This window comes from Pedobacter sp. 01N416 (assembly GCF_056399685.1).
The window spans coordinates 1-13,704 of record NZ_JBFTRT010000044.1 but is presented as its reverse complement, the minus strand read 5'-3'; the positions used below and the strand labels follow the sequence as shown (position 1 = coordinate 13,704).

The following is a 13,704-nucleotide window of genomic DNA, read 5'->3' as shown; positions in this document are numbered from 1 at the left end:
ATATTTGCACAGTTTAGGGCTAAACCTGCCAATAAAATACCTAAAGTTTTATTGTTAAATAGGTTAATAGACATGATTGTTAGTTTTTTATTAAAGAAACAAAAATAAGTTTGCAATAAAAAACCCAAATCCATCAAATGAACTTGGGTTTTAAATATGTTACAAGCCTTTAGGCTTTGGTTTTTCTGCTTTAAGCTTAAACTAGGCTAATTGCTTGTTTAATTTTTCTGCTAATACTGATTTTGGAACAGCACCAACTTGTTTGTCAACAACCTGACCATCTTTAAAGTATAATAAAGCCGGGATGTTACGGATACCAAACTGCATTGAAATTTGAGGGTTGTTATCAACGTTTACTTTTCCAACTACCGCTTTTCCATCATATTCTTTAGCGATTTCTTCTACTACTGGACCAACCATGCGACAAGGGCCACACCATTCTGCCCAAAAATCTACTAATACGGGTTTATCTGATTTTAATACAAGCTCCTCGAAGTTTGCATCTGTGATTTCTAATGCCATAATTATTTTTTTTATGTTCAAATATATGTATTCAATTGTAATGCCAACCCATCTGTAGTGTCAATTTGACATTATTTTGAGGTAGAGGGCTTAAAGGTGAAAGGTATAAGGTTTAGGCGCTTTAACCTTCCACCTTAAACCTTAGGCCTTATACCTTAGTTTAACTTGTAATTTACAACATTAAGCCCGAGTAATTGTTCTAAAAACTTATTGTTTGGGTTTATTTTAAGATTTTTGGATGGCATATCCAACATAATCTCCTTTTCCCGATCAAAAATAGCGAAGTTAAGTTGGCAGTTTTGTTGCTCGGAGTTTGCCTTATTGTCTGCTAATATGGCTTCAATCTCGCGCATCAGCTGGTCGTTAACCCGCTCAATCGGCACCTGGATAGTTAAACTTTTAGCTAATTTATCTCTCAATTCAGACATTAAGTTAATTGCGGTGATTTTAAACTCCCAATCTCCAGCTTTACCGAAACGTTCACCAACCCTGCCTCTAATCTGCAAGAAATATCCGTCAGTTAAAAACGATTTAAATTTTAAAAAATCTTCTCCGAACAAGGCCATTTCACTTGCATCATCATAATCTTCAAAAACAAAAGTACCAAATGGCTTACCCGTTTTGGTAATCCGTTGTGATGCGGTTACCACAAGTCCGCCTACGCAGAGCTCACGGTTTTTGAGCTTTTCGAATTCGGCCAAAACCTCTTCATTATTGTCGCCCATACGCACCTTGTTGATGATGCTCAGCTGTTTAACGCCATGGGTACAGAATTTATCGAGTTCGAGTTTATAATTATCTAAAGGGTGGCCAGAAAGGAAAATTCCAATAGCATCTTTCTCGTACTTTAACCTGTCCATTAATGCCCATTCTGGCGAAACCGGCAAACTTGGTTCTAAAATAAGATCAGCTTTAGAGCCACCGAATAAGGAAGCTTGTGACGTACTTTCATTGTTCTGAAAATCGTTGGCATATTTGATAATCTTTTCAATGCCATTCATTTTATCGTTCGGGCCGATATAAAAATACTGCGCCCTGTGCCCACCAAATGCATCGAAAGCACCGCTGTACACAAAACTCTCGTAAGCTTTTTTATTTACAATGCGGGTGTTAGAACGCTTGGCAAAATCGTACACATTACCATAAGGTCCATTTGCCAATCTTTCTTCAATAATACTTTCTACTGCCTTTTCACCTACACCTTTTACTGCCGACATACCGAAGCGGACTTCGCCTTTGGCATTTACCGAGAATTTGAGGTCGGATTCGTTCACATCGGGGCCTAATACCGTAACACTCATCTGGCGACATTCTTCCATAAAGAAAGCTACCTGTTTAATATCACTCATGTTGTTAGACAGTACCGCAGCCATATATTCGGCAGGGTAATGTGCTTTTAAGTATGCGGTTTGATAGGCAATCCATGCATAACAGGTAGAGTGCGATTTGTTGAAAGCATAGGATGCAAATGCTTCCCAATCTTTCCATATTTTCTCTAAAGTTGTGGCATCATGGCCTTTCTCGGCCGCTTGTTTCACAAACTTTGGTTTCATTTTATCCAGAACGTCTTTCTGTTTCTTACCCATCGCCTTACGCAGCACGTCGGCCTCACCTTTGGTAAATCCGGCCAGTTTCTGCGATAAGAGCATTACCTGCTCCTGATAAACGGTAATTCCATAGGTTTCTTTCAAATACTCTTCGCAGGCATCTAAATCGTACTTAATTTCTTCTTCGCCATTTTTACGGCGAACGAAACTTGGAATATACTCCATCGGGCCTGGGCGATATAGTGCGTTCATCGCAATTAAATCGTCGAAAACCGTTGGTTTAAGCTCCTTCATGTATTTCTGCATGCCCGGACTCTCGTACTGGAAAATCCCGATGGTTTCACCACGCTGGAAAAGCTCATAGGTTAATACATCATCAATTGGAAAATTATCCGGATCAAGATCGATACCAAACCGTTTTTTAACCAGTTTTACGGTATCCTTTATCAGGGTAAGGGTTTTTAAACCCAAAAAGTCCATCTTTAATAAACCCGCACTTTCTACAACCGAGTTATCAAATTGGGTAACATATAAATCAGAATCTTTTGCAGTAGAAACGGGAACGAAATTGGTAATATCGCTTGGCGTAATAATAACCCCGCAGGCATGAATACCAGTGTTCCGTAAAGAGCCTTCTAAAATCTGTGCCTGTTGTATGGTTTCGGCACTCAAATCTTTTAATGCGCCAAGGTTTTTCAATTCAACAACGCGTTCATATTCATCAGGGCGCAAAGCTTCTTTCAGTGTTTTCTCATCCAGCGTGAAGATTTTTGCGAGCTTCATATTCGGGATCAGCTTGGCAATCTTATCTGCTTCAAAAAGTGGCAGATCCAATACTCTCGCTGTATCACGGATAGAAGATTTGGCGGCCATGGTTCCATAAGTGATAATCTGCGCAACCTGGCTGGAACCGTATTTGCCAATTACATATTCCATTACACGGCCACGGCCCTCATCGTCAAAATCGATATCAATATCGGGCATGGATACACGATCGGGATTTAAGAAACGCTCAAAAAGGAGATCATACTTAATGGGATCGATATTCGTGATCCATAAACAATAAGCCACCACCGATCCGGCAGCAGAACCACGGCCAGGGCCTACCGAAACATCCCTGCGGCGGGCTTCGGCAATAAAATCCTGTACAATTAGGAAATAACCAGGATAACCGGTTTTTTCAATGGTCTGTAATTCGAAATCTAAACGTTCGATAACCTCAGGGGTTAACACGCCATAGCGTTTTTTAGCTCCTTCGTAAGTAAGGTGACGCAAAAATTTATTTTCCCCACGTTTTCCTCCATCGGCCTCGTCTTCCGCCACTAAAAATTCTTCTGGAATATCGAATTTAGGTAAGAGTACTTCACGGGCAAGTTTATAAATTTCGATCTTATCTACAATTTCTTTAATATTTACAATCGCCTCCGGCAAATCGGCAAAAAGCGATTTCATTTCATCACCAGATTTGAAATAATATTCTTGATTGGGCAAGCCATAACGGTAACCGCGACCACGGCCAATTGGCGTTGCCTGTTTTTCACCATCTTTTACACACAGCAAGATATCGTGCGCATTTGCATCCTTCTTGTTAATGTAATAGGTATTATTGGTGGCTATCAATTTAACAGTATGCTTTCTTGCCAGTGCAATTAACGATTCGTTTACACGGTCTTCATCTTCTTGGTTGTGACGCATTACTTCCACATAGAAATCATCGCCAAACATGTTCTTCCACCAGATCAACGCTTCTTCAGCCTGGGTTTCGCCCATGTTTAAAATTTTGTTCGAGATCTCTCCGGATAGGTTACCCGATAAAACAATAATATCATCTTTATACTGTTCAATTACCTCCCTATCGATACGGGGCACGTAATAAAAACCCTTGGTATAAGCGATAGAAGACATTTTAGCTAAATTGTGATAGCCTTTTTTATTCTTCGCCAACAGCACCATCTGGTAACCATTATCTTTTGCGGTCCGGTCTAAGTGATTATTACAAACAAAAAATTCTACCCCAACAATCGGTGTCATTACCACTTCCGTAGGGCGCTCGCCTGCCTCAATTGCAGCAGCATTTTTTGCTTCGGCCGCTTTGTTATGATTTAAAACATGATTCACAAAATGGAAAGCCCCCATCATGTTCGCATGATCGGTCATGGCTACTGCAGGCATTTTTTGTGCTGCTGCAGCTTTTACCAGATCGGGAATACTGATGGTACTTTGTAATACAGAAAACTGGGTGTGGTTGTGTAAATGTACAAAGGTTGCTGCAGCAAGTTCCTGTTTGTTTCCAGCAAGTTCCTGTTTCGAAATCCCTCCACCCTCAGCTTTTTGTAAACGCTTGCGGATTTCATCAGACGCAGCCTTTAAATTGATGTGTTTTAAACCAACTCCTTCAATCGTAGCCGGGTTTATCTCTCTAAAACGAGGAAAATATTCTACATCAACCTGTAGTTCTTCTTTTTTAAAAACCTCTCTTTTTACCAATTCCAAGAAACAACGTGTAGTTGCTTCCACATCGGCAGTTGCGTTGTGGGCTTCGTAAAAAGGAACACCAAACAAATAAGAATGTAACTCGGTTAAGGTTGGCAGTTTAAACCTTCCGCCCCTACCTCCAGGCAATTGTAAAAGCTGGGCGGTAACTTCGGTACAGGTATCCAACACAGGCATCTCGGCCAAACGGTTAGCTACACCAAACCGGTGAAACTCACAGCCCATAATGTTTACGTCGAAACCAACATTCTGGCCTACAATAAACTTGGCTTTATCTAAAACTTCGTTAAACTTGGCCAGCATTTCGTCGAAACCAATACCTTGTTCGGCAGCGAGTTCGGTAGAAATACCATGGATCCGTTCTGCATCGTACGGAATATTAAATCCCTCTGGTTTAACCAGATAATCCTGATGTTCAACCAATCTCCCCATCTCATCGTGCAGTTGCCATGCAATCTGTATACAACGCGGCCAATTATCCGTATCGGTAATGGGTGCATTATAATTACGTGGCAAACCAGTGGTTTCAGTATCAAAAATTAAGTACATATTGTGCGGCAAAGAATTAACCGTTTTAGAATAATAACGGTTCTTCAAAAATAAGAATTTTGACAGGTGGTTTTGTCAGATTTTATCAACAAAAATATCTCGATCAAACCTCTCAGCATTTAAAAACCTGACAAGTTTTTTTAAAGTGTTAATTCCGAACTCATTATCATTTTGTTCTTTTTTAACCTTTTTATTTTTTTTAAATGAGTGCTTCGGTTTTTCATCGGACTTTCAGTCCCGCTTTCCGTTTGTAGTGCCGGCCTGAAGCCGGCAGCTACCACTGCAATCGGGTTTATTTACCAAAGATCATAGCAGAATGGCTGCCACCTAAACCCGACCAAAACGAGATGCCGATTTTTTTCATCGGCAGAAGCGGGGGCGGGATTGAATTAACATAAATGCTGCTGCAATTGCTTTCCAAACTAAAACATATTGGTTGATCGATTGTAAATAAAGTACTTTTGAGGATATTGTATCATAAAGACAATTTAGCCGCATGCTATCATGTTGTCCAAAGGACTCCTACGGAGAGCCTGTCGAAACACCTTAAAGAATATTCAATAAGCCCTTCGACAGGCTCAGGATGACAAATCTATATTTATGATACAACCTCTTAAAATAACGGCAAAAAATCATCGCATCGCCTTAAGCTGAAAACCGCCAATTGAAAACTGCTAAAAATGTTCCTAACTTACCAATTCAATCACATCATATCTTTTCTACCTGTACATTTCTATAATATGCACCAATAAATCTGCCTCCATTTTGGATTCGCAGACCATAATAAACAGGCATTTCTCATCAGGATGACCTACAGCTACATAACTATAATCATCGCATTGGCCAGTTCGATAATCCAATTGCTTTAATGCTTCTGCTTTGGAACATATTAAGTAAACCATCATCAAATTATAAAGTTTTGAAAAGGATTTTTAAACCTTATATTTATTTCTACCTTCGATTAATATTTAACGATACGCAAACCATTAAAATAAAATATATGAAAGTAACGGTTGTTGGCGCAGGCGCAGTTGGTGCCACTTGTGCAGATAATATTGCCCGCAAAGAATTAGCGAACGAACTTGTCCTGTTAGATATTAAAGAGGGTTTTGCCGAAGGCAAAGCGATCGACATGATGCAAACCGCAACCCTTTTGGGTTTCGACACTAAAATTACCGGCGTAACCGGCGATTACAGTAAAACTGCTGGTTCTGATGTGGTGGTAATTACCTCAGGCTTGCCCCGCAAACCAGGGATGACACGAGAAGAACTGATCGGCATTAATGCTGGTATTGTTAAAGGTGTTGCCGAAAATATTTTAAAATACTCTCCAGAAGCCATCTTCATCGTGATCAGTAACCCAATGGATACGATGACTTATTTAGCCTTAAAATCGTTAGGCCTACCTAAAAACCGCATTATCGGCATGGGTGGAACGTTAGATAGCTCCCGTTTTAAATTTTATTTATCGCAAGCTTTAAATTGCAACCCTAACGATTTACAGGGCTTTGTAATTGGCGGCCACGGTGATACTACCATGATTCCTTTAACTCGCCTAGCTACATACCAAAGTTTACCGGTTAGTAATTTATTGGACAAAGCCACCCTTGATAAAGTTGCAGCCGACACCATGGTTGGTGGCGCTACTTTAACAGGCTTAATCGGCACTTCGGCCTGGTATGCACCAGGTGCTGCAGGTGCTGCATTGGTTGAAGCGATTTTACGTGATGAGAAAAAACTGTTTACCTGCTGCGTTTCTCTTGAAGGAGAATACGGACAGGAAGATATATGTTTAGGTGTGCCCGTAATTATTGGTCGTAATGGCTGGGAAAAAATCATCGATTTTAAATTAACCGAAGATGAGCAGGCGGCATTTAACAAAAGTGCCGATGCCGTAAGGAACATGAATAATGTACTGGCAGAAATGAAGTTGGTTTAATACCATTCTGAAGATAAATCTTTAACGAAAGTATTAAATTACTAAATGGGTTTCCTCGGTGCGTCATTCCCAACTCGATTGGGAATCTTAATGCAATAGGCTTTAAGATTCCCGCCTGCGCGAGAATGACGACCGTTCTTTTACTTCCGTGTATTTCGTACTCCACTACCTGAATAGCTAGCCGGTCGTGGCATTTTTTACACTTAAATAATTGTCACCCTGAGCGTAGTCGAAGGGCAGTAGACATAAATAAACAATGAAATCAATTTCAATCCCGCTAAAACTGATAAATTTACAAGACGACGGTTTTCATCTTTTGGTGGAAGTTGTTGTTTTTAAGGAAAAACATTTTGCTGTTTTAGATACCGGTGCCTCGCGAAGTGTGTTCGATAAATCGTTGATTGAGCAGCACCTCTCAGAACCCCTTCAGGTATCAGAAGAAATTAATGCAGCCACCCTTTTTACCACCACCACAACTATCCAGGCTACAATTCCTGAGCTAAAAATCGGATCGTTAAAGATCAAAAACTACGAAACCGTGGCTTTCGACCTGCAATCGGTTAGCGAAACCTACCAACAGTTTGGTCACCCACCTATTATGAGTATTATTGGCGGAGATATATTAATGGAATATAAGGCCGTTATTGATTACAAAAAGATGATCCTTAGGCTTTATAAATAAATGTAATTTTACTTTATGACGTTAATCATTTTTATTAAACTATTTTAAATGATATTTGAACCTGATGAAAAAGTTAATCACAATCTTTTGTGTCATTTTCTGGGCAGGTTTAATCGGTGGAATTAGTTTTTTAGAAGCTCCATTAAAATTCCAGGCCCCAGGAATTACAATTCCACTAGGCTTAGGTATAGGCCAATTGGTTTTTCAGGCCCTCAATAAAATAGAGATCGTATTGCTGATTATTATTTTAGCCTGCTCCCTACCCGCACCTTTAAAAAACTTTCACAGTATTTTACTTTTCTCTGTTACCATTCTTTTAATGGCAGATACTTTTTGGCTATTACCAATACTTGATGAGAGGGCAAAACTGGTTTTGGCAGGCAACGCACCAGCTAAAAGTTATCATCATATTGTGTACATTATTGCCGACATCATCAAATTCCTATCGTTAATTGTTCTGGGTTTTGTAAGTTTAAAATCACTTCACCATGAAAAAAGATATTCATAATAGAGAAGGTATTATCCTTTTAGTGGATACGTTTTATAAAAATGTTGCGCTTAACAAACAGATAGGTCCAATATTTACCGATGTTGCAAAAGTAGACTGGTCGCACCATTTGCCAAAAATGTACGATTTCTGGGAAAGCATACTTTTCGGAAAAGCAATTTACAAAGGCAACCCCATGCTTACCCATTTTGCTTTGAATGAACAAGCACCCCTGCAAACTGAAGCATTTGAAACCTGGAAAAACCTCTTTTTCCAAACCGTCGACGATCTTTTTGTAGGAGAAAATGCAGATCTGATTAAACAAAAAGCACAATCTATTGCCGATTTAATGCATTTTAAAATAAATTCGCCTCAATCGAAGATCAAAATTGTTTAGTGAATTTTACTTTGATTTAAGCTGGTTTCTTTATAAATTTAGTTAACCAAACTAAATCAAATTATGAAATTCCTCAAAATCTTACTTGGCATTATCGTCGTATTGGCAATAATCATTATTGGAGGTAGTTTTTTTTTACCAAAAAGCTACTCTGTTAATCGGACAATAACAATTAATGCTCCAGATAGTGTAATCTATAAAAACATTGCCGATTATAATGAATTTTATAAATGGAACGCGTGGTCTAAAATGGACCCACAAGCTAAAGTAACCATTACAGGAAATATCGCTCAACCTGGCCACCTGTACCAATGGAATGGAGAAAAAAGTGGTAATGGACAAATGAAAATCAATACGGTTGAAATCAATAAAATGGTTGATATGGAATTGAAATTCATCAAACCTATKGAAAGTGTTGCCGATACCCGTTTCGATATTGAAAAAGAAACTAATGGAAATAAAGTAACCTGGACCATGAGTGGTGAAAGCAAAGGAATAATAAATAAATGGTTTTGTTTGTTTATGGACAATATGATTGGCAAAGATTTCGAAGACGGATTAAAGTCTTTAAAGGAAAAATCGGAGAAAGGAAATTAAAGCGTTGTGTCATCCTGAGCGGAGTCGAAGGATTTGCCATGGAGACACAGAAAGCACGGAATGTTATCATTCTGGGCGCAGTGAAGAACCCGACAGCTATGCGAAGCAAATCTTTTAAAGATAGAAGTCCAAAGCCTAAAGCGCAAGAAAAACCTTCGCGGACTCTGTGGCTTTCCTCCATTCGCCCTGTGGTTAAAACATAACTGGCCTCTCATTTGAGAGGCTTTTTTATGATTCAATTTCCGATAATTCAAACAATTGTGTCGGCTCTGCGTTAAAAAAGCATTAAAAATCAGCTAACCGGTCATTAATATTTTGTAATTCCCTATTTTTTAGATTACTTGCCAGCAAAATGAATTTATTACTTGTAGAAGATGAACCGAGCGTTGTATCTGTAATTTCGAGAGGTTTAACCGATGAGGGATTTACCGTGAGTATAGCTCCTGATGGTTTAATCGGGAAACAGATGGCTATAGAAAATCAGTTTGATCTGATTATTCTCGATATTATGCTACCTGGAGTAAATGGTTTGGAACTCTGTAAAATCATTAAAGAACAAAAACCAAATACGCCCATTATTATGCTTACGGCTTTGGGTACTACAGAAAATGTAGTAAACGGACTGGATAATGGTGCAGATGATTATTTAATAAAGCCATTTAAATTTGCTGAACTTTTTGCCAGGATCAGAATGCTATTGAGGCGATATCATGGTGTGGTTTCGCAAGATCAGATTATTACCATAGCAGACCTCCAGATTAATTTAAGTGCAAAAACGGTAAAACGAAACCAACAGGAAATTATACTTACGGCAACAGAATATCGCCTGATCGAGTATATGGCCAAAAACAAATCAAAAATTTTATCGCGGATAGACATTTTAGAAAACGTTTGGGACATCGACTTTAACCTTGGCACCAATGTGGTTGATGTTTATGTTAATTATCTTCGCAAAAAAATAGATAAAAATTCCGATCAGAAACTCATTCACACTGTGGTAGGCTTGGGTTACATATTAAAAGAAAAATAAATGGAGATAGCCAAGAAAATCACTTTACTTTTCGCCATTTTATCGGCAATTATTATCTCCTTATTAAGTGGTTTTGTTTGGTATTTTTCTAACGACTTCGCCTTTGAAGATTTTTATAAACGTTTAGAGGCCAGGGTTAATATTGCTGCCCAGATTAAATTGTACGAAGACGAAAACAATAAGGTTTACGCTAAAATGCGTAACCAATACCTTGAGCGCCTGCCTTCAGAAAAAGAGTATATCATTGAAGCTGGAAAACCAACCAATAAATTGGACCGAGAGCTACCAGCTAGTTTTTATAACCGCATAAATGCCGGATATGTAGCACGCTATCGTGTTGAGAATCACTTTTACGCTGGAAAAATCTTTAAAAATCCACATAAAGGATATATAGTGATTGTTTCTGCAAATGATCCTTTCGGCTTTCGGGAGCTAAAAGACCTGCAAAGAATCCTGATTATTGGCTTTTTTCTTTCTGTTGTTTTATCTTTTGTAGTTGGCTGGAAATTTTCTAATTACATGTTAATGCCCTTAAGAAATATAATTAAGAGCGTAAAAAAGATAAAAGCAGAAAATTTGCACTTAAGACTGGATGTAAAAGAAGGCAACGATGAAATGTCGCAGTTGGCCCAAACCTTTAACAATATGCTTAACCGTTTAGAAACGGCTTTCGAAACACAAAATAACTTTATCAGCAATGCTTCGCATGAATTAAGAACACCTTTAACTATTATTAGTGGCGAGGTTGAACTAGCGATGAAAACCGTTGAAGATAACCCTAAACAACACAAAGCTTTATCTAAAATTAAAGACGAGGCAGAAAGATTAGAGCATATCTTAACCAGTTTACTGGGTCTGGCACAATCTGGATTTAATGGAAAAAACCAACCCTGGGAAGAGGTACGGATGGACGAATTGTTATGGGAAATTAAAGAATCAGTTAACCAGGTACATCCCAACAGTAAAATAGAAATCGACTTTACCAAACTCCCTGATGATGAAGAATTACTAACCCTGCGGGTAAACAAAAACCTGATTAAGCTTGCCATCAGCAATATTGTAAACAATGCCTGTAAATACTCAAATGAGAATCTGGTAAGCATTAGTATCGAAAGCAATGCTAATATGCTCTCAATTGCTGTAACAGATAGGGGAATCGGAATACCGCAAACAGATATACAGCATATATTCGAACCCTTTTATCGTGCATCTAATACCAATGATTTTAAGGGATATGGCGTTGGCTTACCGCTTTCATTGAATATTATCCGTTTACACCGAGGTAGTATTGCTATTAAATCGCAGGAAGGGGTTGGTACTGAGATTAAGGTTTTATTGCCGACGAAAAGTTAGTTCGTTTTAATGGTTAATTGTTTAAATCGTTAAAACTGGTTAACTGTTACTAGTCTAATGGTACAATTAACCGATTAACCAGTTTATACAGTTAACCAAACTTACAGCCACTCCAAAAGGGAGTACACTCTAATCTCATTCTAATCTTACTCTTATTTCGCTATAATAACATCACGCTAAACTTGTATAAATAATTTTTCAATTCATTTAAACAAGATATAGCAATGAAAACAGTATTAGTACCAACCGACTTTAAATTAGAAAGCATTAAAATTATTGATGCACTTATTCAACATCAAAAAAATGAAACCTTAAACATCATTTTTGTACATGCCTTTAAATTATCGGATTCTATAACCGATATGTTAATGTTGAGTCGCCGCAGCCGCGATTACGAAAATGTTAGCGACGAATTTTATCAGCAGATAAATCAGGCCAAGGCAAAATACCCTAGTCAGATCAATGCCATTGGAATCGAATATTTTTACGGAAGTACAGTAGCCGCTTTCAAAAACTTTATCGAAGCTTTTGATGTAGAGCGCATTGCCTACTTGAAAGAATACAATTTTACGCCGATCAACAAGTATAGCATCGACCCTAAAATATTAACAGAACGTGCAGGCTGCGAAGTAATTCAATTAAATACATTAACTGTTCATGCCAGTGAAAATTTAATTGACACAAAAATATACGAAACACAGTTGCAAGAAGCAAACGCTTAATTATCACATTTTAAACTTTATACTATGCTGTTACGAAATAATATTCCGCTCACTTATATATTCGGAAAGATCAAAAAAGAACTCCTGTTTGTTATTGGCTACTCTATAGGTATTGTGGTATTGTATGAAAACTTTCATGTTACACGCATTTCCATTCCTGTAGCTGTACCAGCGCTGCTGGGAACAATCATTTCACTTCTATTGGCGTTCCGGTCTAACCAGGCTTACGATAGATGGTGGGAAGCCAGAATTCTTTGGGGTGCTATTGTTAACGATTCTAGAACCCTGTCGCGCCAGATATTATCTTTTGTAGAAAATCCTTATGGTTTAGATGAGGTTGAGGCATTTAAAGAACGTTTTATAAAAAGGCAGATTGCCTGGTGTTATGCCTTAAGTCAATCGCTAAGAGGTTTTAACCCACGCAAAGGTTTGGAAGAATACCTGTGTGCAGAGGAAATCGCTTTTATTAAAAAACGTAAAAATGTAACTACAACAATATTGGAGTTACACGCCATGGACTTAAAAAAGGCATTGCAAGAAGGCTGGATCAATAAATATCAGCAAATAGAAATCGATAAAACCATTACAGCTTTATGCAACCACATGGGCGGATCGGAAAGAATAAAAAACACCGTTTTTCCGGTTACTTATAGCAAATATATTAACATGTCTATCCATCTATTCATCGTGTTACTGCCTTTTGGCTTAATTGAATACTTTGGTTACATGGAAGTTCCATTAGTGGTTGCCATAGCTGCCTTCTTCCTATTAGTAGAAAAAATGGCGGTGCATCTTCAGGATCCTTTTGAAAATAAACCTACAGATACCCCGACAACAACAATTTGCCGAACTATCGAAAGAGATTTGTGCCAAATGCTGGATGACAATAAAATATACGAGGACAAACCTCAAACCGAACTGGCACCTGTAGGGTCATATTACATTCTGTAATAATCATTGCCATAAAATAATCTCATCCATTGAGATGGTTAGTTAATCAAAATGTACTTGTACTGGATAGCACAGTCATTTTGAAAGGTTTATAGTAATACAAAGCCATTCGTAAACAGAATGGCTTTGTTTTTATATTGCTAAATTAATTTACGACTACAGTGTGTGTTCCATCTGGATTAACAATTATTGATGTGCTTCCATTATTAATTACAGTAGAATGTGTTGCGTTAGGATTTACAATAACAGATGTACTCCCATTATTGATCACAGTAGAATGTGAACCGTTTGGATTAACAATAGTAGATGTGTTGCCGTTTTTGATCACCGTTGAGTGCGTGCCATCCGGATTAACTATTGTTGCCATATTCCCGTTATTTACCACAGTTGAATGAGTTCCATTGGCATTAACAATGGTAGAAATATGTCCGGGGC

At 38.2% G+C, this 13,704-nt stretch carries 12 protein-coding genes and 1 pseudogene; 9 read left to right on the top strand and 4 right to left on the bottom strand.

All coding sequences use genetic code 11. The features are described 5' to 3' along the window. Nucleotides 1–201: 201 nt before the first annotated feature. The 3 genes from trxA to AC1DND_RS04155 form a co-directional block, all read right to left on the bottom strand. The gene (gene trxA / locus AC1DND_RS04165) at nt 202–522 is read right to left on the bottom strand and encodes a thioredoxin (RefSeq protein WP_029275428.1); all 321 of its coding nucleotides are present in this window, start codon (nt 520–522) and stop codon (nt 202–204) included. A 155-nt stretch (nt 523–677) separates the two neighbouring features. Further along, a complete protein-coding gene (gene dnaE / locus AC1DND_RS04160) occupies nt 678–5,111 on the bottom strand; it encodes a DNA polymerase III subunit alpha (RefSeq protein WP_477579357.1) in 4,434 nt (1,477 codons plus the stop codon). Nucleotides 5,112–5,830: 719 nt separating this feature from the next. Further along, nucleotides 5,831–6,016 carry a hypothetical protein gene (locus AC1DND_RS04155; RefSeq protein ID WP_477579355.1) on the bottom strand — a complete coding sequence of 62 codons (186 nt, stop codon included), beginning with the start codon at nt 6,014–6,016 and terminating at the stop codon, nt 5,831–5,833. A gap of 95 nt (nt 6,017–6,111) precedes the next feature. Between AC1DND_RS04155 and mdh the strand changes: the two genes are divergently transcribed. From mdh to AC1DND_RS04110, 9 genes are all read left to right on the top strand, one after another. Beyond that, nucleotides 6,112–7,050, top strand: a complete 939-nt coding sequence (mdh, locus tag AC1DND_RS04150; RefSeq protein WP_057932519.1) for a malate dehydrogenase — start codon at nt 6,112–6,114, stop codon at nt 7,048–7,050. 256 nt (nt 7,051–7,306) lie between these two features. After that, nucleotides 7,307–7,732 carry an aspartyl protease family protein gene (locus tag AC1DND_RS04145; RefSeq protein ID WP_477579353.1) on the top strand — a complete coding sequence of 142 codons (426 nt, stop codon included), beginning with the start codon at nt 7,307–7,309 and terminating at the stop codon, nt 7,730–7,732. Nucleotides 7,733–7,796: 64 nt separating this feature from the next. Further along, a complete protein-coding gene (locus AC1DND_RS04140; RefSeq protein ID WP_477579351.1) occupies nt 7,797–8,240 on the top strand; it encodes a hypothetical protein in 444 nt (147 codons plus the stop codon). Continuing rightward, a complete protein-coding gene (locus AC1DND_RS04135; RefSeq protein WP_477579349.1) occupies nt 8,221–8,616 on the top strand; it encodes a group III truncated hemoglobin in 396 nt (131 codons plus the stop codon). The genes AC1DND_RS04140 and AC1DND_RS04135 overlap by 20 nt, the downstream gene beginning before the upstream one ends. A gap of 63 nt (nt 8,617–8,679) precedes the next feature. Then, on the top strand, nt 8,680–9,213 hold the full coding sequence (locus tag AC1DND_RS04130) for an SRPBCC family protein (RefSeq protein WP_477579347.1): 534 nt from the start codon (nt 8,680–8,682) through the stop codon (nt 9,211–9,213). Between the two features lie 352 nt (nt 9,214–9,565). Continuing rightward, nucleotides 9,566–10,243, top strand: coding sequence for a response regulator transcription factor (locus AC1DND_RS04125; RefSeq protein ID WP_477579345.1), 678 nt, complete (start codon nt 9,566–9,568; stop codon nt 10,241–10,243). Beyond that, entirely contained in the window at nt 10,244–11,596 is a 1,353-nt protein-coding gene (locus tag AC1DND_RS04120) for an ATP-binding protein (protein WP_477579343.1), read from the top strand. A gap of 224 nt (nt 11,597–11,820) precedes the next feature. After that, nucleotides 11,821–12,318 (top strand): hypothetical protein, encoded by a 498-nt coding sequence (locus tag AC1DND_RS04115; protein ID WP_477579341.1) that lies wholly within the window; start codon nt 11,821–11,823, stop codon nt 12,316–12,318. A gap of 24 nt (nt 12,319–12,342) precedes the next feature. Then, a complete protein-coding gene (locus AC1DND_RS04110; protein WP_057932456.1) occupies nt 12,343–13,269 on the top strand; it encodes a bestrophin family protein in 927 nt (308 codons plus the stop codon). Nucleotides 13,270–13,414: 145 nt separating this feature from the next. Here the strand turns inward: AC1DND_RS04110 and AC1DND_RS04105 are convergent. Further along, nucleotides 13,415–13,704: pseudogene (locus tag AC1DND_RS04105) on the bottom strand (hypothetical protein); the annotation flags it as partial.